Source organism: Hydrogenophaga sp. 2FB, from assembly GCF_005503365.1.
GTDB lineage: Bacteria > Pseudomonadota > Gammaproteobacteria > Burkholderiales > Burkholderiaceae_C > Hydrogenophaga.
In genome coordinates, this window is the sequence record NZ_SCML01000042.1 from 21,470 (window position 1) to 46,961 (window position 25,492).

At 66.7% G+C, this 25,492-nt stretch carries 23 protein-coding genes; 14 read left to right on the forward strand and 9 right to left on the reverse strand.

What is annotated here, in order from left to right; genetic code table 11:
* The first annotated feature begins 14 nt into the window (after positions 1 to 14).
* The 10 genes from FFS09_RS21600 (at position 15) to FFS09_RS21645 (ending at position 11,965) form a co-directional block, all read left to right on the forward strand.
* The gene (locus FFS09_RS21600) at positions 15 to 959 is read left to right on the forward strand and encodes a LysR family transcriptional regulator (protein WP_137920974.1); all 945 of its coding nucleotides are present in this window, start codon (positions 15 to 17) and stop codon (positions 957 to 959) included.
* Positions 960 to 982: 23 nt separating this feature from the next.
* On the forward strand, positions 983 to 2,524 hold the full coding sequence (locus FFS09_RS21605) for an ABC transporter ATP-binding protein (protein WP_137920975.1): 1,542 nt from the start codon (positions 983 to 985) through the stop codon (positions 2,522 to 2,524).
* Positions 2,511 to 3,692 carry an ABC transporter permease gene (locus FFS09_RS21610; protein ID WP_137920976.1) on the forward strand — a complete coding sequence of 394 codons (1,182 nt, stop codon included), beginning with the start codon at positions 2,511 to 2,513 and terminating at the stop codon, positions 3,690 to 3,692. Before FFS09_RS21605 ends, FFS09_RS21610 begins: the two co-directional genes overlap by 14 nt.
* Complete coding sequence (locus FFS09_RS21615; protein ID WP_137920977.1) at positions 3,692 to 4,612, forward strand: ABC transporter permease; 921 nt, start codon at positions 3,692 to 3,694, stop codon at positions 4,610 to 4,612. The genes FFS09_RS21610 and FFS09_RS21615 overlap by 1 nt, the downstream gene beginning before the upstream one ends.
* A 52-nt stretch (positions 4,613 to 4,664) precedes the next feature.
* Positions 4,665 to 5,813 (forward strand): BMP family ABC transporter substrate-binding protein, encoded by a 1,149-nt coding sequence (locus FFS09_RS21620; RefSeq protein WP_137920978.1) that lies wholly within the window; start codon positions 4,665 to 4,667, stop codon positions 5,811 to 5,813.
* A gap of 201 nt (positions 5,814 to 6,014) precedes the next feature.
* Positions 6,015 to 7,040, forward strand: a complete 1,026-nt coding sequence (locus tag FFS09_RS21625; RefSeq protein WP_137920979.1) for a Rieske 2Fe-2S domain-containing protein — start codon at positions 6,015 to 6,017, stop codon at positions 7,038 to 7,040.
* 83 nt (positions 7,041 to 7,123) lie between these two features.
* Positions 7,124 to 8,131, forward strand: coding sequence for an adenosine deaminase (locus FFS09_RS21630; protein WP_137921003.1), 1,008 nt, complete (start codon positions 7,124 to 7,126; stop codon positions 8,129 to 8,131).
* Between the two features lie 502 nt (positions 8,132 to 8,633).
* Positions 8,634 to 9,725, forward strand: coding sequence for a BMP family ABC transporter substrate-binding protein (locus FFS09_RS21635; protein WP_137920980.1), 1,092 nt, complete (start codon positions 8,634 to 8,636; stop codon positions 9,723 to 9,725).
* Between the two features lie 76 nt (positions 9,726 to 9,801).
* Positions 9,802 to 11,082 carry a guanine deaminase gene (guaD, locus tag FFS09_RS21640; protein ID WP_137920981.1) on the forward strand — a complete coding sequence of 427 codons (1,281 nt, stop codon included), beginning with the start codon at positions 9,802 to 9,804 and terminating at the stop codon, positions 11,080 to 11,082.
* Positions 11,083 to 11,233: 151 nt separating this feature from the next.
* On the forward strand, positions 11,234 to 11,965 hold the full coding sequence (locus FFS09_RS21645; RefSeq protein ID WP_137920982.1) for a GNAT family N-acetyltransferase: 732 nt from the start codon (positions 11,234 to 11,236) through the stop codon (positions 11,963 to 11,965).
* Here FFS09_RS21645 and FFS09_RS21650 read toward each other — a convergent pair.
* The 3 genes from FFS09_RS21650 to FFS09_RS21660 are packed head-to-tail and all read right to left on the reverse strand — an operon-like array spanning position 11,905 to position 14,923.
* Positions 11,905 to 12,906, reverse strand: a complete 1,002-nt coding sequence (locus tag FFS09_RS21650; RefSeq protein ID WP_137920983.1) for a cytochrome d ubiquinol oxidase subunit II — start codon at positions 12,904 to 12,906, stop codon at positions 11,905 to 11,907. The two genes, FFS09_RS21645 and FFS09_RS21650, sit on opposite strands and share 61 nt — an antisense overlap.
* A gap of 22 nt (positions 12,907 to 12,928) precedes the next feature.
* Positions 12,929 to 14,296, reverse strand: a complete 1,368-nt coding sequence (locus FFS09_RS21655) for a cytochrome ubiquinol oxidase subunit I (protein WP_137920984.1) — start codon at positions 14,294 to 14,296, stop codon at positions 12,929 to 12,931.
* 33 nt (positions 14,297 to 14,329) lie between these two features.
* Positions 14,330 to 14,923, reverse strand: a complete 594-nt coding sequence (locus FFS09_RS21660; protein ID WP_137920985.1) for a GbsR/MarR family transcriptional regulator — start codon at positions 14,921 to 14,923, stop codon at positions 14,330 to 14,332.
* Between the two features lie 115 nt (positions 14,924 to 15,038).
* Between FFS09_RS21660 and dcd the strand changes: the two genes are divergently transcribed.
* Together dcd and ypfJ are read left to right on the forward strand one after the other, a co-directional pair.
* Positions 15,039 to 15,605, forward strand: a complete 567-nt coding sequence (gene dcd / locus FFS09_RS21665; protein WP_137920986.1) for a dCTP deaminase — start codon at positions 15,039 to 15,041, stop codon at positions 15,603 to 15,605.
* Positions 15,606 to 15,657: 52 nt separating this feature from the next.
* On the forward strand, positions 15,658 to 16,566 hold the full coding sequence (gene ypfJ, locus FFS09_RS21670; protein WP_137920987.1) for a KPN_02809 family neutral zinc metallopeptidase: 909 nt from the start codon (positions 15,658 to 15,660) through the stop codon (positions 16,564 to 16,566).
* A 33-nt stretch (positions 16,567 to 16,599) separates the two neighbouring features.
* Here the strand turns inward: ypfJ and FFS09_RS21675 are convergent, their stop codons facing one another.
* The 5 genes from FFS09_RS21675 to FFS09_RS21695 all read right to left on the reverse strand — a co-directional run bounded on the left by FFS09_RS21675 (position 16,600) and on the right by FFS09_RS21695 (position 21,482).
* Positions 16,600 to 17,376: a cyclase family protein gene (locus tag FFS09_RS21675; RefSeq protein ID WP_137920988.1), complete on the reverse strand. Its 777-nt coding sequence runs from the start codon at positions 17,374 to 17,376 to the stop codon at positions 16,600 to 16,602.
* Between the two features lie 22 nt (positions 17,377 to 17,398).
* Complete coding sequence (gene fahA, locus FFS09_RS21680; protein WP_137920989.1) at positions 17,399 to 18,721, reverse strand: fumarylacetoacetase; 1,323 nt, start codon at positions 18,719 to 18,721, stop codon at positions 17,399 to 17,401.
* Positions 18,722 to 18,738: 17 nt separating this feature from the next.
* Positions 18,739 to 19,752 carry a Bug family tripartite tricarboxylate transporter substrate binding protein gene (locus tag FFS09_RS21685; RefSeq protein ID WP_137920990.1) on the reverse strand — a complete coding sequence of 338 codons (1,014 nt, stop codon included), beginning with the start codon at positions 19,750 to 19,752 and terminating at the stop codon, positions 18,739 to 18,741.
* 36 nt (positions 19,753 to 19,788) lie between these two features.
* Positions 19,789 to 20,691, reverse strand: a complete 903-nt coding sequence (locus FFS09_RS21690; protein ID WP_252374466.1) for an alpha/beta fold hydrolase — start codon at positions 20,689 to 20,691, stop codon at positions 19,789 to 19,791.
* A 65-nt stretch (positions 20,692 to 20,756) separates the two neighbouring features.
* Entirely contained in the window at positions 20,757 to 21,482 is a 726-nt protein-coding gene (locus tag FFS09_RS21695) for a GntR family transcriptional regulator (protein ID WP_137920992.1), read from the reverse strand.
* Positions 21,483 to 21,764: 282 nt separating this feature from the next.
* On the opposite strand from FFS09_RS21695, the gene FFS09_RS21700 reads away from it, so the two are divergent.
* Positions 21,765 to 23,267: a DEAD/DEAH box helicase gene (locus FFS09_RS21700; RefSeq protein ID WP_137920993.1), complete on the forward strand. Its 1,503-nt coding sequence runs from the start codon at positions 21,765 to 21,767 to the stop codon at positions 23,265 to 23,267.
* A gap of 55 nt (positions 23,268 to 23,322) precedes the next feature.
* Here FFS09_RS21700 and FFS09_RS21705 read toward each other — a convergent pair whose 3' ends face one another.
* Positions 23,323 to 24,159 carry a symmetrical bis(5'-nucleosyl)-tetraphosphatase gene (locus FFS09_RS21705; protein ID WP_137920994.1) on the reverse strand — a complete coding sequence of 279 codons (837 nt, stop codon included), beginning with the start codon at positions 24,157 to 24,159 and terminating at the stop codon, positions 23,323 to 23,325.
* Positions 24,160 to 24,168: 9 nt separating this feature from the next.
* On the opposite strand from FFS09_RS21705, the gene FFS09_RS21710 reads away from it, so the two are divergent.
* Positions 24,169 to 25,491, forward strand: coding sequence for a hemolysin family protein (locus FFS09_RS21710; protein ID WP_137920995.1), 1,323 nt, complete (start codon positions 24,169 to 24,171; stop codon positions 25,489 to 25,491).
* Position 25,492: the final 1 nt, after the last annotated feature.

Genomic DNA, 25,492 nt, shown 5'->3' on the forward strand with positions numbered 1-25,492 from the left:
CATACCGCCAGGGTATGAAATACATGTCCATGTTTGACAAGATCGACCTGCACCTGATCCGCGTGCTCCACACCGTGCTCACCGAGCGCAGTGTGTCGCGCGCGGCGCTGCGGCTTGGCATGTACCAGCCGGCGGTGAGTGCCGCGCTCAAACGCTTGCGCGAACTGGCCGGCGACCCCCTTCTGGTGCGCTCGGGCTCGGGCATGGTGCCCACCGTGGCCGGCCTGCGCATGATCGAGCCGGCGGCGGACATCCTGCGCAGCGCCGAGGTGCTGTTCTCCGACGCGCGCAGCTTCGAGCCCGCCACCGCCCGCCACAGCTTCAGCCTGGCCGCCAGCGACTACATGGACCCGCTGTTCCTGCCGCAGCTGGTGAGCCAGATCAAGAGCCAGGCGCCGAACTGCCCGATCGACATCCACCCGCTCTCGGCCGACTCCGACTACCGCAACCACCTCGCCCAGGGCGACGTGGACGTGGTGATCGGCAACTGGTCGCAGCCGCCCGACGACCTGCACCTGGGCCGCCTGTTCGGCGACGAGGTGGTGTGCCTGGTGTCGAACCAGCACCCGGCCGCGCGCCGCGGCTGGGACGTGGAAGCCTGGCTCGGCGCCGAGCACATCGCGCCCACGCCCACCCACCCCGGCGCGCGCGGCTTCATCGACGAGCACCTGGCCACGCTGGGCATGGTGCGCAACATCACCGCGCGCTGCCCGCATTTCGGCCTGATCCCGGCCATGGTGGCAGGCAGTCTGCTGGTGCTCACCACCGGCCGCCAGTACTGCGACCGCTTCACCGGTGTGCTGCCGGTGCAGGTGCTGCCCTGCCCGGTGGAATTTCCGCGAATGATGTATTACCAGCTCTGGCACGAACGCACCCACGCCTCCAAGGCCGGGCGCTGGTTGCGGGAGCAGATCAAGAGCGTTGCCGCTTCGCTCAAGCGGCCAGACGCCGACAACTGACCGCCCCATACAAAAGGAGACACATGACCACGACAAGACTGCAACTCAGCGGCATCACCAAACGCTATCCGGGCGTGGTGGCCAACAGCGGCGTTTCGCTCACCGTGTTGCCCGGCGAGGTGCACGCCGTGCTGGGCGAGAACGGCGCGGGCAAGTCCACGCTGATGAAGATCATCTACGGCTCGGTGAAACCCGACGAAGGCTCGGTGATGTTCAACGGCAAGCCGGTGCACATCCGCAACCCGCAGGAAGCGCGGGCGCTGGGCATCAGCATGGTGTTCCAGCACTTCAGCCTGTTCGACACGCTCACCGTGGCCGAGAACGTCTGGCTGGGGCTGGACAAGTCGCTCACGCTGCCGCAGGTGAGCGCGAGCATCACCGCCAAGGCGACAGAGTATGGGCTGGACGTCGACCCCTCCCGGCCGGTGCACACGCTCTCGGTGGGCGAGATGCAGCGGGTGGAAATCATCCGCGCCTTGCTCACGAACCCGCAACTGCTCATCCTCGACGAACCCACCTCGGTGCTCACGCCACAGGCGGTGGAAAAACTGTTCGTGGTGCTGCGCAAGCTCGCGTCCGAGGGCTGCAGCATCCTCTACATCAGCCACAAGCTGCACGAGATCCGCGAACTGTGCACCGCCTGCACCGTGCTGCGCGGCGGGCAGGTCACGGGCGTGTGCAACCCGCGCGAAGAGAGCAACGCTTCGCTCTCGCGCCTGATGATCGGCGCCGAGCCGCCCGCGCTGGAAGTGCGCGCGCTGCATGCCGGTGCCACGGTGCTGGAGGTGAGCGGCCTCACCCTGCAGAGCGACGACCCCTTCGGCACCCACCTGAGCGACATCGCGCTCAGCGTGCGCGCGGGCGAGGTGGTGGGCATCGCGGGCGTGTCGGGCAACGGCCAGAGCGAGTTGCTGTATAGCCTGTCGGGCGAAGACACGCGCGCACCGGCCGGCAGCGTCCGCATGGGTGGGCAGGATGTTTCGCGCCAGAGCCCCACGAAGCGGCGCGCGTTGGGCTTGCATTTCGTGCCCGAGGAGCGCCTGGGCCGCGGTGCGGTGCCCACGCTGTCGTTGGCGCACAACCTCCTGCTCTCGCGCGACGATGCGCTGGGCGCGGGCGGCTGGATCCGCGTGAACGCGCTCAAGACGCAGGCGGCCGACATCATCAGCCGCTACAAGGTCAAGGCCAATGGGCCGGACGCTGCGGCCAAGTCGCTCTCGGGCGGCAACCTGCAAAAGTTCATCGTCGGTCGCGAGATCGAGGCCAAGCCCAAACTGCTCATCGTGAGCCAGCCCACCTGGGGCGTGGACGTGGGCGCGGCCGCCCAGATCCGCGGCGAAATTCTGAAGCTGCGCGACGCGGGCTGCGCGGTGCTGGTGGTGAGCGAAGAACTCGACGAACTGTTCGAGATCAGCGACCGCCTGCACGTGATTGCCAAAGGCCGCCTCTCGCCCAGCCTGGACCGGGCCGACGCGACCATCGAGCGCATCGGCATGTGGATGTCCGGCCTCTGGGACACCACACCCCACCACAAAGAAAAGGAGACTGCCCATGTTGCGGCTTGAAGTCCGTCCCCAGCCCTCGGCGCGCTGGGGCTATGCCTCGCCGTTGCTGGCGTTGCTGATCACCGTGGTGATCGGCGTCATTCTGTTTGCCGTGCTCGGCAAAGACCCGGTGCGTGGCCTGCAGGTGTTCTTCTGGGAGCCGATCAAGAGCACCTACGCGCTGTCGGAGCTGATGGTGAAGGCCACGCCGCTGCTCATCATCGCGCTCGGCCTGGCGGTGTGTTTCCGCTCCAACGTGTGGAACATCGGCGCCGAGGGGCAGTACATCATCGGCGCGATCTTCGCCGCCGGCGTGGCGCTGATGGCCGACAAGACCACCGGCCCCTGGATCGTGCCCGTGGTGCTCGCGGCGGGGGTGTTGGGTGGCATGCTGTGGGCGGGCATTACCGCGCTGCTGCGCGACCGCTTCAATGCCAACGAAATCCTCGTGAGCCTGATGCTGGTGTACGTGGCGATCCAGGTGCTGAACTTCCTGGTCTATGGCCCGTGGAAGGACCCGGCCGGCTACAACTTCCCGCAGACCAAGACCTTCGAGGCGGTCACGCAGATCCCGCGCCTCATGCAAGGCTCGCGCGTGAACATCGGCTTGCTGCTGGCCCTGGGCGGTGTGGCGGCGGTGTGGATCTTTCTGTTCCGCACCTACGCGGGCTACGCACAGCTCGTGGGTGGCCTGGCGCCGGCAGCGGCGCGCTACGCGGGCTTCTCATCGCGCAAGGCGCTGTGGACCGCGCTGCTCGTCTCGGGCGGGGCGGCGGGTCTGGCCGGCGGGCTGGAAGTGGCCGGGCCGATTGGCCAGCTCACGCCGTACGTGCCGGCAGGCTACGGCTTCGCCGCCATCATCGTGGCCTTCGTCGGGCGGCTGCATCCGGTGGGCATCGTGTTCTCCGCGATCCTCATGAGCATGTTCTACATCGGCGGTGAGCTGGCGCAGTCGCGCCTGGGGCTGCCCAAGTCGATCACGGGTGTGTTCCAGGGCTTGTTGCTGTTCGCGTTGCTGGCGTGTGACACGCTCATCGCCTATCGCGTCAGGTTCACCCACACCGGGCTGCGCGTCACGCCCACGAAAGGACAGCATCCGCCGCCCGGTCTGAGTTCCTCGAAGGTCGGTTCCGCGGTGCCCCTTGACGGCGCCGCCACGGCCCAACGCACCTCCAACGGAGATCACTGATGGAATCCATCGCACTTCTGATCGCGGCCTCGCTCAACGCAGGCACGGTGTTGGCCATTGCATCGCTCGGCCTGCTCATCAACGAAAAAGCCGGCATCGTCAACCTCGGCGCCGAGGGCATGATGCTGTGCGCCGCGCTCGCCGGCTTTGCCACGGTGGTGCACACCGGCAGCACCACGCTCGGCTTCGCGGCGGGCATGGCCGCCGGGGCCTTGCTCGCGGCCATCTTCGGTGGCCTCGTGATCTGGCTCAACACCAACCAGTACGCCACGGGCCTGGCGCTCAGCCTGTTCGGCGCGGGCTTCTCGGCCTTCGCCGGCACCAGCTACGTGCAGGAAAAGCTGCCCGAGCAGACGCGCCACGCGATTCCGCTGCTCGGTGACATCCCGCTGATCGGCCCGGCGCTGTTCCGCCACCACCCCATGGTCTACATCTGCGTGGCACTGGTGATCTTCCTGATCTGGTTCCTCTACCGCACGCGCGCCGGCCTGGTGCTGCGCAGCGTGGGCGAGAGTCCCGAGTCCTCGCACGCGCTTGGGTATCCGGTGCGCCGCATTCGCCTGGTGGCGGTGATGGCCGGAGGCGCGCTGTGTGGCCTGGCGGGTGCGTATGTGTCCACCGTCTACACGCCGTTGTGGGTCGAAGGCATGATCGCCGGCAAGGGCTGGATCGCGCTCGCGTTGACCACCTTCGCCACCTGGCGACCGGCCCGCGTGTTGCTCGGCGCCTACCTGTTCGGCGGTGTGACGATGCTGCAGTTTCACCTGCAAGGTGTCGGCGTCAACGTGCCCAGCCAGTTCCTCACGATGATGCCGTACGTGGCCACCATCGTCGTGCTGGTGTTGATCTCGCGCAACCCGACGTGGATCCGTATCAACATGCCCTCGTCCATCGGAAAACCCTTCTACCCGGGCGCATAATCTTTTCTGCTTTTTGCAACCGTTGTCCCCTTTCCCAACAAAGAGGTTATCCATGACAGATTTGAGCAAACGTTCCCTGATGAAGGTTGCCGCGGTGACCGCGCTGACCAGCGCTGTCCTGATCGGCTGCGGCAAGAAGGAAGAGGCTGCCGCGCCCGCCGCCGCCCCCGCACCTGCTGCTGCGCCGGCACCCAAGGCCGAGCCGCTGAAGATCGCGTTTGCCTACGTCGGCCCGGTGGGCGACGGCGGCTGGACCTTTGCGCACGACAACGGCCGCAAAGCGCTGGAGAAGGAATTCGGCGACAAGATCGTGACCAGCTTCGTCGAGAACGTACCCGAGAGCGCCGACGCCGAGCGCGTGATCCGCGACCTGGCCGGCCAAGGCAACAAGCTGGTCTTCGGTACCACCTTCGGCTACATGGAGCCCATGCTCAAGATCGCGCCCGACTTCAAGGACGTGAAGTTCGAACACGCCACCGGCTACAAGACCTCCGACAACCTGCGCACCTACGACAGCCGCACCTACGAAGGCGCGTACATGGCCGGCGTGATCGCGGGCGGCATGACCAAGACCAACACGCTGGGCGTGGTGGCTTCGATCCCAATCCCTGAAGTGATCCGCAACATCAACAGCTTCACACTGGGCGCGCAATCGGTGAACCCCAAGGTCAAGACCAAGGTGGTCTGGGTCAACGGCTGGTTCGACCCACCGAAGGAAACCGAAGCCGCGACCTCGCTGATCAACGGCGGCGCCGACATCCTGTTCCAGAACACCGACTCGTCGGCCGTGCTGCAGACCGCCGAGAAGATGGGCAAGCGCGCCTTCGGTTGGGATTCGGACATGACCGCCTACGGCCCCAAGGCCCACCTGGGTTCGGCCGTCATCAACTGGGCGCCGTACTACATCAAGGCCACCAAGGACGTGCTGGAAGGCACCTGGTCCACCGGCGGCGTGTGGTGGGGTGTGAAGGAAGGCGCGATCGACATGGTCTCCGTGGCCGCCGACGTGCCCGCCGACGTGAAAGCCAAACTCGACACCGTGCGCGCTGGCTTGAAAGACGGCAGCTTCTCGATCTGGAAGGGCCCGATCATGGGTTCGGACGGCAAGGAAGTGCTGGCCAAGGACGCTGTTGCTGACGACAAGTTCCTGGGTGGCGTCAAGTTCTATGTGAAGGGCGTTGAAGGCAAAGTGCCGAACTAAGCTCACCCCCGCCGCGCTTCGCGCGACCCCCTCGAGGGGGCGGCACCAATGGCCCGGCAAAGCCGGTTCCACGGTGCCTCTGGACAAGAGAGCCGCCTCCGGGGGGCTTTTCTTTTTGGGTGAGGGGAAGTTGCTCCCTCTCCCGCTGGCGGGAGAGGGTTGAGGCGAGGGCAAAGCGCGGTCTATCAGGATGAAAGCCACATGATCGAACAACAACTCTGGCACCCCGTGACCGCCTCCCACCAGGTGCGCCACGAACCCGTGGCCTGTTCCCTGCTGGGCCAACCGCTCGTGCTCTGGCGCGAGCACTCCCACGACGGCTCGCACGTGCACGCCTGGGTCGACCGCTGTCCGCACCGAGGCGCCAGGCTCTCGCTGGGCCGCGTGCTGATCGGCGTGCACGGCGCGCGCCTCGAATGCCCGTACCACGGCTGGCAATTCGCCGCCGGCGAAGGCCGCTGCCAGCACATCCCCGCGGCACCCGATTTCGTGCCACCAGCCGCCCACCGCGCTACCGTGTTCGAAGCGCGCGAGCAGCACGGCCTGGTGTGGGTGCGCCTGCATGCGCCCACGAATCCCCTGTCGCCCGATCTGGCCGACCCGCCCGCCTTCGCGCAAAGCGACGACGCCACCTGGCGCACCGTGCTCTGCGGCCCCTACGAACTCAACACCAGCGCACCCCGCCTGGTGGAAAACTTCCTCGACCTGAGCCACTTCGGCTTCGTGCACGAAGGCTGGCTGGGCGAACGTGGCCACGCGCAGGTGCAGACCGGTGTGGTCGAGGAGGGCACTGGCCTGGCCGGACTCGTGGTGAGCGACGCACGCGCCTGGCAGCCGCGCGCGTATGCAAGTGCCGGAGAAGGCACCTGGATCGCCTACCGCTACGACGTGCCGCACCCGTTCGCCGCCATTCTGCGCAAGGACGCCACGCAAGGCGACCCGGTGAGCAACGCCATCGCGCTCTTCATCCGGCCCGACGGGAACGAGATGTGCACGGCCTGGTTCGTGATGGCCACGCAAGGCGATACATCGAGCGACAAGGAACTCATTGATTTCCAGGACGCGGTGTTCGCGCAGGACCGCCCGGTGGTCGAATCGCAGCGCCCTCGCGCCCTGCCGGTGGGGCGCACCGTGCCCGTCACCGAGGTGCACGGCCCGGCCGACCGCGTGTCCAGCGCATACCGCCGCTACCTGAACCGCCTGGGCGTTGTGCTCGGCACGTGTTGAATGCAACACCTGGGCGGGGCACGCGTGGCATCATTTCTCTCGAGGCGGTCTCGCCCCAACGCTGAGGACAATTCCCCATGAGCATGACCCCCACCCAACTCGCCGCCGCCATCCCCAAGGCCGAACTGCACATCCACATCGAAGGCTCGCTTGAACCCGAGCTGATCTTCGCGCTCGCGCAGCGCAACGGCCTGAGCCTGCCCTACGCCAGCGTGGAGGTTCTGCGCGCGGCCTATGCCTTCACCGACCTGCAGAGCTTTCTGGACATCTACTACGCCGGCGCCAGCGTGCTGTTGCACGAAGCCGACTTCCACGACATGGCCTGGGCCTACTTCCTGCGCGCCAAGGCCGACAACGTGGTGCACACCGAAATCTTCTTTGACCCGCAAACCCACACCGCGCGGGGCGTGCCCATGGCCGCGGTGATCAACGGCCTGTCCAGCGCCTGCGACCGCGCGCGGGCCGAGCTGGGCATCAGCGCGTCGCTGATCCTGTGCTTCCTGCGCCACCTGAGCGAAGAAGACGCCTTCGCCACGCTCGAGGCCGCGCTGCCGCACCGCCCGCGCTTCATCGGCGTGGGGCTGGATTCGAGCGAGGTGGGGCACCCGCCGTCGAAGTTCTCGCGCGTGTTCGCACGCTGCCGCGAGCTGGACCTGCGCCTCGTCGCGCACGCGGGCGAAGAAGGACCGCCGGCCTACATCTGGGAAGCGCTGAACGACCTGAAGACCGAGCGCATCGACCACGGCGTGCGCTCGCTCGAAGACCCGGCGCTGGTGGCCGAGCTGGCGCGCACGCGCATGCCGCTCACAGTGTGCCCGCTGTCCAACCTCAAGCTGTGCGTGGTGCGCGACCTGAAAGACCACCCCATGAAGCGCCTGCTCGACGCCGGCCTGTGCGCCACCGTCAACTCCGACGACCCGGCCTATTTCGGCGGCTACATGAACGCCAACTTCGTGCAGACCGTCGAGGCGCTCAGGCTCTCGCGTGACGATGTCATCACCCTGGCGCGCAACAGCTTCGAGGCCAGTTTCGTGAGCGACGAGCGGCGTGCCGAGTTGATGGCAAAGCTGGACCAAGCCATCGTAAGCTGAAGGTCGATGCGGCCATGACCCCATCACGGTTCCTGGTCGTGGCCATGCCTCCACCCTTGGTGCTGGAGGACCTTAAGAGTGTCTTGGACGCCATCGGCCTGAGGACACAATTGCAAGGCGCGATGTTCGATCCCGCGAACTGGCACCAGTCGCTGACGGTGCCGGTGTACGAACAATCGGAGGTCGAACGGTTATGGCGCGCCTGCGCGCAAGTCCGTGCATCCGCTTGCACCGTCGCGCTGACACGGATCCGTGGTTTGCGCTTCGCACACACCGTATCCGACCCATTCCGTGGACCATCGACAAAATCTTGCTGGTTGAAGGGCATGCCGTCAACGGCCACTTTGTTGACGACGTAATCGACCGCTGGCTACTGCAGCCAGCGGAGCCGTCCCAGCAACGCGATCTTTGACTGATCACGGCAGGCGTAAAATCTGCCCCAGCGAGCCCGGTGCTTCCCCGGCTCGCTTTTTCATTCACGGAAGCCATGTAGAGGACCACCATGTACAAAAACCTCGTGGCCAGGTGCGCGTGCGCACTGGCGGCCGCCAGCTTTTTACTCCCCCTTTCCACCCAGGCACAGACGACCGCACCACCGCTCAAGGCCGCGTTTGTCTATGTGACGCCGCTCACGCCCGCAGGCTGGGTGCGCCAGCACGAACTGGGCCGCCAGGCGGTGCAGGCCGCGTTGGGCAACAAGGTCGAAACGCACTTTGTCGAGAACGTGCCCGAAGGTGCCGACGCCGAGCGCGTGATCCGCGATCTGGCGCAGCAAGGCCACCGCATCATCTTCACGCCCAGCTTCGGCTATATGGAGCCCACGCTCAAGGTGGCGCGCGATTTTCCGGATGTGAAGTTCGAGTCCATCACCGGCTACAAGACCGCGGCCAACGTGGCCACCGCCAACGCACGCTACTACGAGGGCCGTTACCTGGCCGGCGTGGCCGCGGGCCGTGTGGCGACGCAGGCGGGCTACATCGCGGGCTTCCCGATTCCGGAGGTGGTGCAGGGCATCAATGCCTTCACGTTGGGCATGCGCTCGGTCAACCCGCGCGCCACGGTGAAGGTGGTGTGGCTCGGTGAGTGGTTCAACCCGCCGCGCGAGCGCGACGCCGCCATGACGCTGATGAACCAGGGCGCCGAGGTGCTGGCCTTTCACACCGGCTCCACGGCGGTGATGGTGGCGGCGCAGGAGCGCGGCAAACTTGCCGTGGCCTACCACTCCGACATGCGCTCGGTCGCGCCCGATGCGCAGATCGCCGCCGTGACGCACCTCTGGGGCGACTACTACACCCGCCGCGTGCAGGCCGTGCTCGACGGCACATGGCAAAGCGCCAGCGTGTGGGGCGGCGTGAAGGAAGGCATGATCCGCGTCGACGGTTTTGGCCCCAAGGTGCCCGAGAAGGTGCGCAAGGAAGTGCTGGCGCGCCAGGCCGACATGGCCGCCGGCAAGCTCCAGGTGTTCCGCGCCCGTGCCGACCTGCGCGACAACCAGGGGCGTACAGTGCTCAAGGCTGGCCAGTCGCTGACCGATGCCGACATCCTCAACATGAACTGGCTGGCCGAAGGCGTGCAGGGTTCGCTGGAGCGCTGAAGACATACGGCGATGGCATGGCCCCTATCGGCTGTGCCGTATGGCCGGACGCGAGCAACGCGTTAAGCTGCGCGCCATGAAAGCCTACCGTGCCTCGCTGCTGCGTTTTGCCGACGACCAGTCGCCCGTGTTCGATGCCGACGGCCTGCTCGTCGTCGGGCCCGATGCGCAGGGCCGCCGCGTGGTGCGCGCCGCGGGCAGCCATGCGGCGCTGATCGGTAATTTCCCCGGTGTGGCAGTGGAAGACCTGAGCGGCAAGCTGATCGCGCCGGGCTTCATCGACATGCACATCCACTACCCGCAGACCGACGTGATCGGCGCGCCCGCGGCGGGTTTGCTGCCCTGGCTGGAGAACTACACCTTCCCGCACGAATCGCGCTTTCACGATCGCGAGCACGCGCGCGAAGTCGCCACGTTCTTCTTCGACGAACTCGCGCGCAACGGTGTCACCACCGCGCTCACCTTTGCCACTTCGCACCCCGTGTCGGTGGACGCGGCGTTCGAAGAGGCGCGCGCACGCGGCCTGCGTTTCATCACCGGCAAGGTGCTGCAGGACCGCCACAGCCCAGACGGCGTGCGCGACGAGACCGAACAGAGCCTGATCGACACCGAAGCCTTGATCCAGCGCTGGCACGGCGTGGACCGCCTGGGCTACGCGATCACGCCGCGTTTTGCGCCTACCAGCACGCCCGCGCAGTTGCGCGGGGCCGGTGAACTGGCGGCGAAGTACGGCGATGTGTGGATCCAGTCGCACGTGGCGGAAAACCTGGACGAGGTGCGCTGGGCGGCCGAACTGTTCCCGGAGGCGCGCAGCTACCTCGGCGTGTACGGCGACTTCGGCCTGCTGCGCCCGCGCGCGGTGTACGCGCATTGCATTCACCTCGACAAAGCCGACCGCGAGCTCATGGCCCGCACCGGCACCACCGCCGCCGTGAGCCCGACCAGCAACCAGTTTCTCGGCAGCGGCTTCTTCGACTATCTCGCCGCGGATGCCGCCGGCATGGGCTACGGTCTCGCAAGCGACGTGGGCGGCGGCACCAGCTTCTCGCCGTTTCGCACCATGCTCGCCGCCTACTGCGTGGGCCGCGAGGGGCAGACCAAGCCAGGCACCAGCCTCACACCGGGCCAGCTGTGGTGGCAACACACGGCCGGTGCCGCGCGCGCCTTGGGCCTCGAAGGCACCGTGGGCAACCTGCAGCCTGGTCATGAAGCCGACTTCGTGGTGCTCAACCCGAAGGCCACGCCCCTGCTCGAACGCAAGACCTCGCAGGCCAACAACCTGGACGAGTTGCTGTTCGCGCTGATCGTGCTGGGTGACGACCGCGTGATCGAACGGACGGTGGTGGCTGCCGGCTGAGCCGGCGCACCACGGCGGGCCCGGCTTCGCACCTGGCCCGCCCTCTCTCTTGCAGGAGTTACGGGTGACGAATTCGCCCGACGCATGAACCTGCTCATCATTCCTCCGCGCCCGAAAGGCGTTTTGTTTGTTCAAACATTGGAGGAATTTCATGCAGACGATTGCACTGTCGCCTTACATCGGCTCCCACCGCGTTCCACGTGCGCGGCGCACCGTCGGGCTTCAAGACGGCCAGCGCGCGCATCTCGCGCCGCCAGCCGCGCTTTCGGGGTTGAGCGTGCGTGTGCTCGACATGGCCACCGAGCAGGCGCTCATCCAGGGCTTGCGCCAGCATGCCCCGATGGATGCCGAACGGGACCTGGAACCCAGCGCGGGAGAAATGGAGAGTCTGAAAGACCGGCTCGGCATGGTCATGGCCATTCAGCGCGGTGACGAGCTGGTGGCCACGATCCGTTTCATTCCCTGTGGCCACGGCGTCACCCTGGCGGAAAAGCGCTGGGCCGAGGCGACCCGATCGAAAGAGGGGTTCGGCGCGCGGAGTTGGGAGGTGGGCCGTCTGATCGTGGCGCCGGAGCACCGCAGCATGGCGCTGCTGCGGGCATGCATCACGCTCGCTGTGCAGGCGTTGGTCAAGGCCAGCGGCGCGCAGCACCTGCACGCATCCTGCTCACCGTTGCTGGCCAGGCTGTACCGTTGCTTCGGCTTCGTCACCGAAAAAGTCATTCAAAGCGAGAACGGTGTGCAGCATGTCCTGATCCATGCGCGGGTGAGCGATGTGGCGCGGGCGCTCGGCTTCGTGCCCGCGCCCTACGTCAGGCCGCTTCAGTTGTACGTCAACGGGTGCGCCTTGCCCCAGAAAACACGGTACATGAAGACCGTGTAGACGATGATCACCGGCAGCGTGATCGCCACACCGATGAAGAGCACGGTGAGGGAGCCCGTGGAGATGGCGGCCTGCCACACCGTCATGCGGCCGATGATGATGTCCGGGAAGATGCTGTACGCCAGGCCGAAGAAGGCCAGCACGAAGATCAACACGGTGGACGCGAACACCACCCAGCCATAGCCAGCCTTCACCACATTCGGGTGCGTGACCACCCAACGCACCGCGAAGAAGGCGATGGCGCAGCTCAGCGGGATTGGCATCAGGCCAAACACCTGGGGCATGCCGAACCATTTCTCCACCACGCCCGGATGCACCAGCGGCGTGGCCACCGAGATCGCGACCAGCGCGAAGCCCATGGGCCAGAGCACACGCCGTGCCCAGCGCACGGCGTGCGCCTGCAGCTCGCCTTCGGTCTTCATGATGAGCCAGCCCGCGCCGAGCAGGGTGTAGGCCGCTGGCAGCGTGATGGCGATGCCCAGGCTGAACGCCAGACCCAGCCAGCCGCTGTCAAAGGCGGTGATGTAGCTGCCCAGCATCCAGCCCTGCGAGGCGCTGGCCAGCAGCGAGCCGACGAAGAACGCGCGGTTCCAGAACGGCAGGTACTTCGTGGGTGCTTTCACGCGGAAATCGAACGCCACGCCACGCAGGATCAAGCCGATCAGCATCACCGCCACCGGCAGGTACAGCGCCTGCAACACGGGCGCGTAGGCCATCGGAAAGGCCACCAGCAGCACGCCCACGCCCAGCACCAGCCAGGTTTCGTTGGCGTCCCAGAACGGGCCGATGCTGGAGATCATCGTGTCCTTCTGCTCCTTGCTTGAGGCCAGTGGCAGCAGCAGGCCCACGCCGAGGTCGTAGCCGTCGAGGACGACGTAGGCCAGCAGGGCCAGGCCCATCACGGCGAGGAAGATGAGGGGGAGTGCTTCGGCCCATGTCATGGTGTTTCTCCTGTGTGCAGCATCAAACGCCGGCCTTGCCGAGTTCGGCGCCATGCGGCGCTTCGGGGGCATGCTTGAGTGGGTGTTCGGCCATGTACTTGAGCACGCCCGCGTAGGTGATGAGCAGCAGGCCGTAGACGATGAGGTAGGCCGTGAGCGTCACCGCGATCAAGGGCGAGGGCAGGGTGGTGGCCACGTCGGCGGTGCGCAGGTGGCCATAGACCAGGAAGGGCTGGCGGCCGATCTCGGTGACGTACCAGCCCGCGAGCGTGGCCAGCCAGCCGGAGAACGTCATGCCCGCCAGCACACCGAGCAGCAGCCTGGGCAACTGGATCTTCCCGTCCACCGACGACTTGCGCTGGCGCCACAGCCGCCAAGCCGCGGTCCAGGCCACGACCAGCATCAGCGAGCCCACGCCCACCATCACGCGGAAGGCCCAGAAGATCGGCGCCACCGGCGGATGGGCATCGGGAAACTCGTTAAGCCCCTTGATCTCGGCATCCACGTCGTGCGCCAGGATCAGGCTCCCCAATTTGGGAATCTTCACCGCGTAGTGCGTGGTGCCGGCGGCTTCGTCGGGAAAGCCGAACAGCGTGAGCGGCGCGCTCTTCTCGGTGTGCCAGATGCCTTCGAGCGCGGCGATCTTGGCGGGCTGGTGCTCCAGCGTGTTCAGGCCATGCATGTCGCCCACCAGGAACTGCAGCGGCATCGCGACGGAGGCGACGATCACGGCGGTGCGCAGCGCCTTGTGCGTGCCGCCAATGGCGCTGCCCTTGATGAGTTGCCAGGCGCACAGGCCGGCGATGAGGAACGAGGCGGTCAGCGTAGAGGCCAGCAGCTTGTGCGCCAGGCGGTAGGGGAACGAAGGATTGAAAACCACCGCGAACCAGTCGACCGGGATGAACTTGCCATCGATGATTTCGAAACCCGCAGGCGTTTGCATCCACGAATTCAGACTCAGGATCCAGAACGCCGACATGGTGGTGCCGAACGCCACGAGGAAGGTGGCGGTGACGTGCACGCGCTCGCTCACGCGGCCCCGGCCGAACAGCATGATGCCGAGGAAGCTCGCCTCCAGGAAGAAGGCGGTGAGCACCTCGTAGCCCAGCAGCGGACCGGCGATGTTGCCCGCTTTCTCCATGAAGCCCGGCCAGTTGGTGCCGAACTGAAAACTCATCACGATGCCCGAGACCACGCCCAGCGCGAAGCTGAGCGCGAACACCTTGGTCCAGAAGTAGTAGGCCTCTTCCCAGGCGTGGTCGCGCGTTTTCAGGAAGCGCAGGCGAAAGTACAGCAGGAACCAACCCATCGCGATCGTGATGGTCGGGAACAGGATGTGGAAACTGATGTTGGCCGCGAACTGGAGGCGCGAGAGGAGCAGGGCGTCCATGGTGTTGAGGTCCTGTGGGGTTGGGGTGGGTGCTCAGGTGGCCGTGTCGGGGCGCTTGGCGGCGCGGGCGGGCGACTTGCCGGTGAGGCGGTCCTTGAGCTCGAACACGCGTGTGACGGTGGCGCCCATGCCCATGAGTTGCATGGCGGTTTCGGGCGCGAGCTTCTGCACGTCGTCGAACCAGGTCATGAGCCGGTCGATCAGGTCGTGCATCTCGCGCATGCGCGCCTGCGCATGGCGTTCGGCGTCTGTCTTGGGCGTTTCGAGCAGCGCGGTGCGCAGCATGGAGAGTGTGGGCTCCACCTCGCGCCGGCGGCGTTCCTCGGCCAGCACGCGGAAGATCTCCCACACATCGGCCGGTGCTTCGAAGTACTCGCGCCGGTCGCCCGCCTGGTGGCGCAGCCGCACCAGGCGCCAGGCCTGCAATTCCTTCAGACCCATGCTCACATTGGAGCGTGAGAACTCCAGCGTCTCGGCGATTTCGTCGGCGTTGAGCGCGTTGGGCGAAATGAACAGCAGGGCGTAGATCTGCCCCACGGTGCGGTTGATGCCCCAGCGGCTGCCCATTTCCCCGAAGTGGGCAACGAACTCGCGGTTGAGGGGCGGGAGGTGGTCTTGCAGCGGCATGACGCGGACTGTAACGGTTTTGGCTTGAATTTTCAGTAATTACTGAAATTCCGGGAAGTTCGCGGGGACACTCGTGGGCCGGAGGGGTGGGAGACGGCACCTACAATCGCGCCCCATGAGCATCAAAAGCGACAAATGGATCCGCCGCATGGCCGAACAACACGGCCTGATCGAACCGTTCGAGCCTGGCCAGGTGCGGCAGGTGGATGGCAAGAAGGTGATCAGCTACGGCACGTCGAGCTACGGCTACGACATCCGCTGCGCGCCGGAATTCAAGGTGTTCACCAACATCCACAGCACGGTGGTCGACCCGAAGAACTTCGACGAGAACTCCTTCGTGGACATCAACAAGGACGTCTGCGTGATCCCGCCGAACAGCTTCGCGCTGGCGCGGACCATGGAGTACTTCCGCATCCCGCGCAACGTGCTCACGATCTGCCTGGGCAAAAGCACCTACGCGCGCTGCGGCATCATCGTCAACGTGACGCCGTTCGAGCCCGAGTGGGAAGGCTACGTGACGCTGGAGTTCAGCAACACCACGCCGCTGCCGGCCAAGATCTACGCCGGCGAGGGCTGCGCCCAGGTGCTGTTCTTCGAGAGCGACGAAGTCTGCGAGACCTCGTACAAGGACCGTGGCGGCAAGTACCAGGGCCAAGTCGGCGTGACCCTACCCAAAGCCTGAACGCGCCGGATAATGGCGTGAGCAACGGCTTGCGTTGCGCAGGAGGCATGCCATGAAATGGGAAAACAACCGCCAGTCCGACCAGGTCGAAGACCGCCGCGCTGACCCGGGCGGTGGTGGGTTCGGTGGTCTGGGTGGTGGCGGCAGACGCGTCGGTGGCAAAGGCATCGGCCTGGGCACCATCGCCATCGCGCTGGTGGCGGGCTGGATCTTCGGCATCAACCCCATGACCATCCTCGGCGTGCTCGGCGGCGTGGGCGATGGCTCGTCCCCCACGGCGCAGGTGGAAACCACGCAAGGCCCGACGCAGGCGCCCACCGACGACATGGGCAAATTCGTGGCCGCCGTGCTCGGCGGCACCGAGGACGTGTGGGGCCAGGTGTTCCAGCAGGCCGGCGCGCAGTACCAGAAGCCGCGCCTCGTGCTGTTCCGGGGTGCCACGCCCACGGCCTGTGGCACCGGCCAGGCGGCGATGGGGCCGTTCTACTGCCCGGGTGACCAGAAGGTGTATATCGACCTGGCCTTCTACGACACGCTGCGCCGCCAGCTCGGCGCGCCAGGCGATTTCGCCCAGGCCTACGTGATCGCGCACGAGGTCGGCCACCACGTGCAGAACCTGCTGGGTCTGACGGAACAGATGGAGAAGGCGCGTGGCCGCGTGAGCGAGCGCGAGTACAACGCCATGTCGGTGCGGCTGGAGCTGCAGGCCGACTGTTTTGCCGGCATCTGGGCGCACCACAACCACAAGAACAAGGCCATCCTGGAGCCGGGTGACGTGGAAGAGGCACTCAACGCCGCCGCCGCCATCGGCGACGACGCCTTGCAGCGCAAGAGCCAGGGCCAGGTGGTGCCGGACAGCTTCACCCATGGCACCAGCGCGCAGCGCCAGCGCTGGTTCAATGCCGGTTTGCAGAGTGGCGCGATCCAGTCCTGCGACACCTTCAAAGCGGCGACGCTTTGAACGCCAGCCCCCGCGTCTGCGCGGGGTGCTCTCTCACTCCGACATGATCGCGACCGCGCGTGTCCAGCCGGCCGAAGCGCCTTTGATCTTGACCGGGAAGCACGCGATGCGGTAACCCGTGGAGGGCAACTGGTCGAGCTGGCCCAGCTTCTCCAGATGGCAGTAGCCAATGTGACGACCCGCCTTGTGGCCCTCCCAGATCAGGCTGGCATCGCCCGACTGCTTGAACTTCTCGGCCGTGTGGGAGAACGGCGCGTCCCAGCTCCAGGCGTCGGTGCCGGTCAGGCGCACACCGCGTTCCAGCAGGTACATCGTGGCCTCGTAGCCCATGCCGCAGCCCGACTCGACGAAGTCGTCGTGGCCGTAGCGCGCGCCGGCGGCTGTGTTGACGACCACGATGTCGAGCGGCTGCAGTTCGTGGCCGATGCGGGCGAGTTCGGTCGCCACGTCCGCGGCCGTGGCCACGTAGCCGTTGGGAAAGTGGCGGAAGTCCAGCTTCACGCCGCGCTGGAAGCACCAGTCCAGGGGAACCTCGTCGATCGTGAGCGCGCGCTCGCCGTGGTTCATCGTGGGATGGAAGTGGTAGGGCGCGTCGAGGTGGGTGCCGTTGTGGGTGTTCAACGCCACGCGCTCGAAGGCCCAGGCCGCGCCGTCGGGCAGATCCTCGGGTTGCGCACCGGGAAAATACTTGAGCATCGATTCCACCGCGGGGCCACGGTGGGTGAAGTAGGTGATCTTGGGCGCCAGCGGCGCGGGGTCGGAAAGCACGTCGTTCTCCAGGGGAATCGACAGATCGATGATGCGCGACATGAGAAGTCCTTTCGTGGGATGTTCAGTAGGGCGCTTCGAGCGCCGGCCGGATGAGGGTGGTGCAGCGGCCCAGACCGATGCGGCGAAACCCCTCGCGCTCGCACCACGCGGTGAGCGTGACCTCATCGCCGTCGAGCAGGAAGGTGCGCGATTCCCCGTGCGGTAGTGCCAACGGTCGGGCCCCGTTCCAGGTCAGTTCGAGCAGGCTGCCCTCGGTGCCCGGCTCGGGGCCGGAGATGGTGCCGCTGCCCAGCAGATCGCCGGGGCGCAGGTTGCAGCCACCGAGCGTGTGGTGCGTCAGCATCTGCGCGGGCGTCCAGCACACGTCGTGCGCGAAGCGGGAACGGGTGATCGGCACAGGCGGCTCGCCACGCTGGCGCATGGCTTCGGTGCGCAGCGATGTTTCCAGGCGGATATCGAACGCACCAGCGGCTGCATCGGCCGGGTGCTCCAGATAAGGCTGCAGCGGGGGTGCTGCGCTCTCGCGCGGCGCCGCTGCCGCACGGAAAGGGGCGAGCGCTTCCAGGGTCACCACCCACGGTGCCAGGCTGCTGCAGAAGTTCTTGCTCTGGAACGGGCCAAGCGGTTGCGATTCGAACGCCTGTATGTCGCGTGCCGACCAGTCGTTGAGCACGCACACGCCGGCCAGATGCTGCTCGGCCTCGCTCAGTGGGACCGGTTGGCCCAGCGGATTGCCCTGGCCTACGTAGAAGCCAAGTTCGACTTCGATGTCGAGCTTGCGCGTGGGCACCACCTGAGGTGAGCCGTCAGGATGGATTCGCACCTGACCCCAGGGGCGCCGCAGCGGTGCGCCGGCCGGCACGATGGACGATGCACGGCCGTGGTACGCGATGGGCAGATGAACGAAGTTGGGTAGAAAGGTTTGCCCCGGGCGGAACAGGTTGAAGGTGTTGCGCGCGTGGTTGGGTGAAGCGAAGAAGTCCGTGTAGTCGCCGATATCGCAGGGCAGGTGCAACACGACATCGGACTGCGGTCGCAATGCGTCCGCGGCGCGCTGGCGTTCGGCGAAGCCTGCTTCCAGCAGCCGCCACACGGCGTGCCGCACAGCGCCAATGGCCGGGCGGCCCAGCGCGAACAGTGCGTTCAGGCGCGGTGAGCACAGCGCCTCGCGCACCTCGGGCGGCAGCGCGGGCAGCAGCGGCAGCGCCTGTAGCAGATCGAACACCTGGTCGCCGATGGCGACGCCGATACGCGGTGTATCTTGCTCCCGCCCGCGCAGCGTGAAGACGCCCAGCGGCAGGTTCTGCAATGGGAAATCGGTGTCGGGGTGGTCCGCGCTGGCCACCCAGCTGCGGGCTGCAGGGTCGTGTGTGTGGTCGGTCATCCGCGCTTGCCTGCTCTTCAGTTGATGCGCACGCCGCTGGCCCGTGCGATCGGCGCCCAGCGCTCGGTCTGCGCGCGGTTGATGGCTTCGAACTGTTCCGGCGTGCTGGCTTCGGCCGTCATGCCCAACTTGGCGAAGATGTCCTTCACTTCCTGCTGCTGCAGCACGTCGGCCGAGGCGCGCGCGATGCGGGTGAGCACGTCGCGCGGCGTGCGCGCCGGTGCGTACAGGCCGAAGACATTCACGCCGTCAATGTCAGCCACCCCCAGTTCGGTCAGTGTGGGCACCTGTGGCAGGAATGGGGATCGGCTGCGATCGGCCACGGCCAGTGCGGTCAGCCGGCCCGACTGCACGAAGGGCAGCACCGCGCCGATGTCGGCGGTGAGCACGTCGATCTCACCGGACAACAGCGCGTTGACGGCGGGCGCGCCACCCTTGTAGGGCACCTCCGTCAGCGTGATGCCGGTCTCCTTCTGCAGCACCACGCCCGCAAAATGCGTGAGCGTGCCCGGTGCCGCCAGGCCGACGTTCAGCTTGCCGGGGCTGGCCTTCGCCTGGACCAGCCAGTCCTTGAGATTCTGTGGCCCGCGTCCGCTCTGCACCACGAAGACGTTGGGCGAATTGGCCACGCGCGTGACGGATGCGAAGTCTTTCGCCGGGTCGTAGGGAAGGTTGGCCAGGCTCGGCAGGATGGCCCGCCCGCCGACGCCCGCCATCAACAGCGTGTAGCCGTCGGGCGCGGACTTGGCTACCGTGTCCCAGCCGATGATGGTGGCGGCGCCGCCCTTGTTCTCGACCACCACCGGCTGGCCCAGGATGGGCGCCAGTTTCAGCGCCATCACGCGGGCCAACTGGTCGACGGGGCCTCCCGCGTTGAAGGGCACCACGATGCGCACAGGCTTGGCCGGCCATGGCGTCTGCGCCCAGGCGGCGGGCAGCGCGGCCACCGTCAAGGCAAGGCCAACGGCCAGCACGGTGCGGCGCGGAGCACGTGCAGCGGCGTTGAGACGAATGTCGTTGTCGAAAGGCATGTGGTTCTCCTGTGGTCGTTCAATGTGGGGTGGCACTCAGCGCGGCAGCGCAGCCGCCCAGTCGGCGATGGCGTCCGCCACCGCGAGTGGTTGTTCGGGGATCAAGGCGTGGCTGGCGCCTCGCACGGTGTGGACCGTGACCTTGTCGCCCAGCACATCCTTGAGTTCGTTGCGCGTTCCGGCGGGCCGCCAGGGATCCTGGTCGCCTTGCAGATCGAGGACGGGCGCGTTGGTCACGGGCCACCAGAGGTCTTTGGAGGGCACCGCACCGGCCTTGCGGTAGACATCGCGCAACGCGGGATGCCAGCCGTTCAACCAGGGCTCGGGGTCACTGCCCGGCGCGAAGAAGGCCAGGCGCAGACCCTGCAGGCGGTCTTCGCGCGCCTTCGTGGGGTCGGATGCGACGGCAAGCGCCTCCACCATGCCGGCAGGAAAGGTGCGTGCAGCGGCGCCCGCCACGACCACACCACGCACCAGCGCGGGGTGCTCCATATCCGCGACCCGCGCGACGAAGTGGCCGTAAGCGTGACCCACCAGAACGGCGCGTCCACCACCCAGCCGCCGCACAGTGGCGGCCACATCGCTGGCCAGCACGCTGAGGCTCAGACCTTCCATGGGCCCGCGGCTCGCTCCCATGCCGCGCGGTTGCGGTCGCAGCACGGTAAAGCCGCGCATGGCCAGCAGCGCCGCCAGCCCGTCGAAATCTTCCGAGTCGCGTTGCGAGGACGGCAGCAGCACCAGCGCCGGGCCGCGACCTTCGACGATCACGTCGATCTGCGCGGAACCCTCCTGAAGCAACACGCGGTGGCGGGCCTCGTTCAACGCACCGGCGGCCTGCACAGCGCCACAGAAGGCCATGGCCAGGACCGCGGCCAAGCTGCGCATGAGATGGGGCCGGCGCAGGCGAATGCTTCGCGCAGGGGAATACGGATCGGTCATGCAATGTCTCCGGTCGTTGTGGGAAAAAAGAAGCCGGCAGCGGATGTCCGTCTGCCGGCGGAGCGCTAGGCGGCAGGGCCCGCCGCCGCACCCAGCGCGCGTGCGGTGGCATCGCGCGTGGTGCGCAGATGGGCGTGCAAAGCCGCCACCGCAGCCTCGGGGTCTCGCGAGAGCACCCGGTCCATCAGGTCGCGGTGCACGGCGATGGCGCGCTTCGTCGAGCTGGGCGGGCTGTGCAGCGTCTTGCGGTAGCGGTAGGCCTGGTCGAACAGGTTTCGGTGCAGTGCGGCAACGCGTGGCGACACGACCCCGACGTACAACGAGGTATGGAAGTCGCGGTGTGTGGCGTCGTAGAGGCGGATCGCCTTGTCGTCAAAGTTTGAGAAGTCGCCCATGCGCCGCACTTGCAGCTCGTAGCGGTGGAACGCGGCCACGATGCCGGCTTCCCAGGCGTCGCCCCCGCGCGCGATGGCCTGTCGCACGGCGGCTTCCTCGGTCAGTTCGCGCAGCAGCGTCAGATCCTCGATGTCTTCCAGACTCAGCGCGGGCACCCGAAATCCCCGCTGCCCACTGAAATGCACAAAGCCTTCGCCCACCAGCCTGTGCAATGCCTCCCGGATGGGGCTCATGCCCATCGCATAGCGGGCACACAGGTCTTTCATGCCCAAACGCACCTCAGGTGCCAACGCTCCGCTCACGATGTCGGCGCGCAGGCTGTCGGCGACGGCATCGGAGAAAGTGGCCGATCCGCTGGGTGCCATGTTCGCCATTGGCACGGTCCATTGCGTCATGTGTGTCTCCAGTGTCCTGTTGACGTGTTCAGAATTTTCGAAATTATTTCTTTATTTCGACAATCTGAGTTGCGCCGATCGGCATAGGTGTCTTGCCTGGGCGTGCATGGCGCTGCCACGCACCGTCGGAGCACACTGGGCCGCGCAGGCGTCTCATGCCCGTCATCGGCGCGGTCTGTGGGGTTGTTCTTGCCGTCGCGGCAGGGGGAAATGCAGCAGCAGGGCGCGGTTTTCGGCCAAAAACCGTCAAAGTGAGACAATACCGGGCTAACTTTGACGCCAATGACCCAATCCTTCTCCGAACTTTCCCTTTCGCCTGCCATCGAGCGGGCCGTGGCCGAAATGGGCTACGAGACCATGACGCCGATCCAGGCGCAGGCCATCCCCGTGGTGCTCGAAGGCCGTGATGTGATGGGCGCGGCCCAGACCGGCACCGGCAAAACCGCCGCGTTCACGCTGCCCCTGCTGCAGCGCATGCTCAAGCACGAAAACACCTCCACCTCGCCCGCGCGCCACCCCGTGCGCGCCCTGGTGCTGCTGCCCACGCGCGAGCTGGCCGACCAGGTGGCCGAGCAGGTCAAGCTGTATGCCAAGTACACGAGCCTGCGCAGCACGGTGGTGTTCGGCGGCATCGACATGAAGCCGCAGACCCTGGAGCTGAAAAAGGGCGTCGAAGTCCTGGTGGCCACGCCCGGCCGCCTGCTGGACCACATCGAGGCCAAGAACTGCGTGCTCAACCAGGTCGAATACGTCGTGCTCGACGAGGCCGACCGCATGCTCGACATCGGCTTCCTGCCCGACCTGCAGCGCATCCTCTCCTACCTGCCCAAGCAGCGCACCACGCTCCTGTTCTCGGCCACGTTCTCGCCCGAAATCAAGCGCCTGGCCAACAGCTACCTGCAGGACCCGGTGACGATCGAGGTGGCGCGCTCCAACGCCACTGCCTCCACCGTCGAACAGCATTTCTACCGCGTCGAGGACGACGACAAACGCGGCACGCTCAAGCAGATCCTGCGCGAACGCGGCATCAAGCAGGCCTTCGTGTTCGTCAACAGCAAACTCGGCTGCGCACGCCTGGCGCGTTCGCTGGAGCGCGAGGGCCTCAACACCACCGCGCTGCATGGCGACAAGAGCCAGGACGAACGCCTGAAGGCGCTGGCCGCCTTCAAGGCCGGCGAGGTCGACCTGCTGGTCTGCACCGACGTGGCCGCGCGTGGCCTGGACATCAAGGACGTGCCAGCGGTGTTCAACTTCGACATCCCGTTCAACGCCGAAGACTACGTGCACCGCATTGGCCGCACCGGTCGCGCGGGGGCGTCGGGCCTGGCGGTGTCGTTCGTGAGCGGGCGCGATACGCGCCTGATGGGCGACCTGGAAAAACTGCTGGGCAAGAAGCTCGAACTCGAAGCACTGGAGTTCGAAGCCGATCGCCGTCCGGCGGGCCGCTTCAACGATGGCCAACGCGCCTGGCAACAGCCTGAGGGCGGGCAGGACAGCGAGAGGCGCGAGAGCCGGGCCATTCGCGAAAGCCGCGATAGCCGGCCATCCCGCGAGGCCCGTGGCGACCACCGTCCGGCCCCCCGTGCGCCGCGTCCACCGGCCGATCCCTTGTTCGACAAGCCCTACGAACCCAGCGCCGCCAGCGACACGCCGCCGGCCTGGGAAGCGTCCCAGCGCACCGCGGTGCGCAGCAGCGGTGTCTCGCCCAACATCAAGACACGCCGCAACAAGGTGCCCGCCTTGTTCAAGAGCGCGCCCGCGCCCGAGCCGGTTCAGGAAAGCTGAGGGCGAAGCCCTTGCCTGAGCCTGCCAGGCGGCCTTCGCCGCCACCGCGTTTCTCTCATCCCTTGCCCGGCTCGCGGGCCTGCGCGCAGGGCACCGACAGACGCTCCACCTGGCCGGGCACGCCCGTGATGCGCGCCGCCGTCAGACAACCGCCCCATACACAGCCGGTGTCCAGCGACTGCAGGTCGTTGCGCTGCAGCGCGCCCAGTGTGGACCAATGGCCGAACGCGATCGGCACGCCCGCGGTGCGCCGCCCCGGCACGTCGAACCACGGCATGAAACCGGCGGGCGCGTCGCCCGCGCTGTCCTTGCTCTCGAACTCCATCTCACCCTGCACGTTGCAGAAACGCAGGCGGGTGAACGCGTTCACGAGCACGCGCAGACGGTCCGCGCCGTGCAGCGCATCGCTCCACCGGGCGGGCTCGTTGCCGTACATGTGGTGCAGGAAATCCTTCCAGTCCGCGCCGTGCAAGGCGGCGTGCAGTTCGGCCGCGAGCGCCAGCGTGTCGGCCACATCCCATTGCGGCAGCACGCCAGCGTGCACCATGAGCCAGCCGTGTTCGTGCACCACCATGCGCCGCGTGCGCAGCCAGTCGAGCATGGCTTCGCAGTCGGGTGCCTCAAGAATGTCATGCACTGTGTCGTGGCGGTGCCGCTTGCGCACGCCATTCGCCGCGGCCAGCAGGTGCAGGTCGTGGTTGCCGAGCAGGCTGTGCGCGGCACCATCCAGCGCGATGAGCCGGCGGATCACGGACAGCGAAGACGGCCCTCGGTTGACGAGATCGCCCAGCAGGTACAGCGTGTCGCGGCTTGGTGAGAAATCGATGTGCTCCAGCAGCCGGCCCAAGGGCTCGTCGCAGCCTTGCACATCCCCAATCATGTAAATTGACATCCATCGATTATGGACACCCTCCTCATCGTCTTTCTCACGCTGCTCAATGGCGCGTTCGCCATGTCGGAATTGGCTTTGGCCTCCAGCCGCAAGGCGCGCCTTACAGCCATGGCCGAGGCCGGCGACAAGGGCTCGGTCACGGCGCTCAAGCTGCTGGAGAACCCGACGCAGTTCCTCTCGTCGGTGCAGGTCGGCATCACCTCCATCGGCATGCTCAACGGCATCGTGGGTGAGGCCGCGTTCAGCGGCGATCTCGGTGTCTGGCTGCAAGCCCAGGGGCTGACCGAAGGCACGGCCAACATCCTGGCCACCGGGCTGGTGGTGGCGGTCATCACCTTCATCACCATCGTGTTCGGCGAACTGGTGCCCAAGCGCATCGGCCAGCTCTATCCCGAAGCGGTGTCGCGCTGGGTCTCGCGGCCCATGGCCTTCGTGGCGCAGGCGGCCAAGCCCTTCGTGTGGCTGCTCACGCACACCACGCAGTGGGTGCTCAAGCTGCTGCGCATCGACACCAACGCGGTGCAGCACGTGACCGAGGAAGAGATCAACGCCAGCCTGGAAGAGGGGGTGGACGCCGGCATCATCGAGGAGCACGAGCACCAGATGGTGCGCAACGTGTTCCTGCTCGACAACCGCCAGCTCACCTCCATCATGGTGCCCCACTCGGAAATCGAATGGCTCGACGCCGATGACACCGTCGATGCCGCGGTGCAGAAGGCCTGGACCACCGGCCACTCCTGGTACCCGGTGTGCCGCGGTGGGCTGGAGGACGTGGTGGGCGTGATCCACCTGCCGCGCATGGTCGCGCTGCAGTCCGAAGGCAACAACGAGCCGCTGGCGCGCCATGTGCTGCCCGCCGTGTTCGTGCCCGAAACGCTCAGCGGCATGGAGCTGCTCGAACAGTTTCGCGAGCGCTCCACGCGCATGGTGTTCGTGGTGGACGAATACGGCGTGGTGCAGGGCCTGCTCACGCCGCTGGACATGCTCGAAGCCATTACCGGCGAGTTGTCGCCGCGCGCCGCCGTGGACGCCTGGGCCACGCAGCGCGAAGACGGCGCCTGGCTGGTCGACGGCGCGATGCCGGTGGCCGAACTCAAGTCGCGCCTGTCCATCGACGATCTGCCCGACGAAGACAAGGGCCGCTACAACACGGTGGCCGGTCTCATGCAGACCGTGGCGGGCGATCTGCTTGACCAGGGCGACAGCGTGGACTGCGTGGGTTGGCGCTTCGAGGTGCTGGTGCTCGATGGCCGCCGCATCGATCAGGTGCTGATCTCGCGCCTGCCGGAAGAGGTCGACAGCGACGGCGCTGTGATCGAAACCGACGGTTGAT

What these genes read in the sequence shown, in the direction of transcription:
- FFS09_RS21600 (WP_137920974.1), top strand. Translation starts at nt 15, where the DNA reads ATGAAATACATGTCCATGTTTGACAAGATCGACCTGCACCTGATCCGC.
- FFS09_RS21605 (WP_137920975.1), top strand. Translation starts at nt 983, where the DNA reads ATGACCACGACAAGACTGCAACTCAGCGGCATCACCAAACGCTATCCG.
- FFS09_RS21610 (WP_137920976.1), top strand. Translation starts at nt 2,511, where the DNA reads ATGTTGCGGCTTGAAGTCCGTCCCCAGCCCTCGGCGCGCTGGGGCTAT.
- FFS09_RS21615 (WP_137920977.1), top strand. Translation starts at nt 3,692, where the DNA reads ATGGAATCCATCGCACTTCTGATCGCGGCCTCGCTCAACGCAGGCACG.
- FFS09_RS21620 (WP_137920978.1), top strand. Translation starts at nt 4,665, where the DNA reads ATGACAGATTTGAGCAAACGTTCCCTGATGAAGGTTGCCGCGGTGACC.
- FFS09_RS21625 (WP_137920979.1), top strand. Translation starts at nt 6,015, where the DNA reads ATGATCGAACAACAACTCTGGCACCCCGTGACCGCCTCCCACCAGGTG.
- FFS09_RS21630 (WP_137921003.1), top strand. Translation starts at nt 7,124, where the DNA reads ATGACCCCCACCCAACTCGCCGCCGCCATCCCCAAGGCCGAACTGCAC.
- FFS09_RS21635 (WP_137920980.1), top strand. Translation starts at nt 8,634, where the DNA reads ATGTACAAAAACCTCGTGGCCAGGTGCGCGTGCGCACTGGCGGCCGCC.
- guaD (WP_137920981.1), top strand. Translation starts at nt 9,802, where the DNA reads ATGAAAGCCTACCGTGCCTCGCTGCTGCGTTTTGCCGACGACCAGTCG.
- FFS09_RS21645 (WP_137920982.1), top strand. Translation starts at nt 11,234, where the DNA reads ATGCAGACGATTGCACTGTCGCCTTACATCGGCTCCCACCGCGTTCCA.
- FFS09_RS21650 (WP_137920983.1), bottom strand. Translation starts at nt 12,906, where the DNA reads ATGACATGGGCCGAAGCACTCCCCCTCATCTTCCTCGCCGTGATGGGC.
- FFS09_RS21655 (WP_137920984.1), bottom strand. Translation starts at nt 14,296, where the DNA reads ATGGACGCCCTGCTCCTCTCGCGCCTCCAGTTCGCGGCCAACATCAGT.
- FFS09_RS21660 (WP_137920985.1), bottom strand. Translation starts at nt 14,923, where the DNA reads ATGCCGCTGCAAGACCACCTCCCGCCCCTCAACCGCGAGTTCGTTGCC.
- dcd (WP_137920986.1), top strand. Translation starts at nt 15,039, where the DNA reads ATGAGCATCAAAAGCGACAAATGGATCCGCCGCATGGCCGAACAACAC.
- ypfJ (WP_137920987.1), top strand. Translation starts at nt 15,658, where the DNA reads ATGAAATGGGAAAACAACCGCCAGTCCGACCAGGTCGAAGACCGCCGC.
- FFS09_RS21675 (WP_137920988.1), bottom strand. Translation starts at nt 17,376, where the DNA reads ATGTCGCGCATCATCGATCTGTCGATTCCCCTGGAGAACGACGTGCTT.
- fahA (WP_137920989.1), bottom strand. Translation starts at nt 18,721, where the DNA reads ATGACCGACCACACACACGACCCTGCAGCCCGCAGCTGGGTGGCCAGC.
- FFS09_RS21685 (WP_137920990.1), bottom strand. Translation starts at nt 19,752, where the DNA reads ATGCCTTTCGACAACGACATTCGTCTCAACGCCGCTGCACGTGCTCCG.
- FFS09_RS21690 (WP_252374466.1), bottom strand. Translation starts at nt 20,691, where the DNA reads ATGACCGATCCGTATTCCCCTGCGCGAAGCATTCGCCTGCGCCGGCCC.
- FFS09_RS21695 (WP_137920992.1), bottom strand. Translation starts at nt 21,482, where the DNA reads ATGACGCAATGGACCGTGCCAATGGCGAACATGGCACCCAGCGGATCG.
- FFS09_RS21700 (WP_137920993.1), top strand. Translation starts at nt 21,765, where the DNA reads ATGACCCAATCCTTCTCCGAACTTTCCCTTTCGCCTGCCATCGAGCGG.
- FFS09_RS21705 (WP_137920994.1), bottom strand. Translation starts at nt 24,159, where the DNA reads ATGTCAATTTACATGATTGGGGATGTGCAAGGCTGCGACGAGCCCTTG.
- FFS09_RS21710 (WP_137920995.1), top strand. Translation starts at nt 24,169, where the DNA reads ATGGACACCCTCCTCATCGTCTTTCTCACGCTGCTCAATGGCGCGTTC.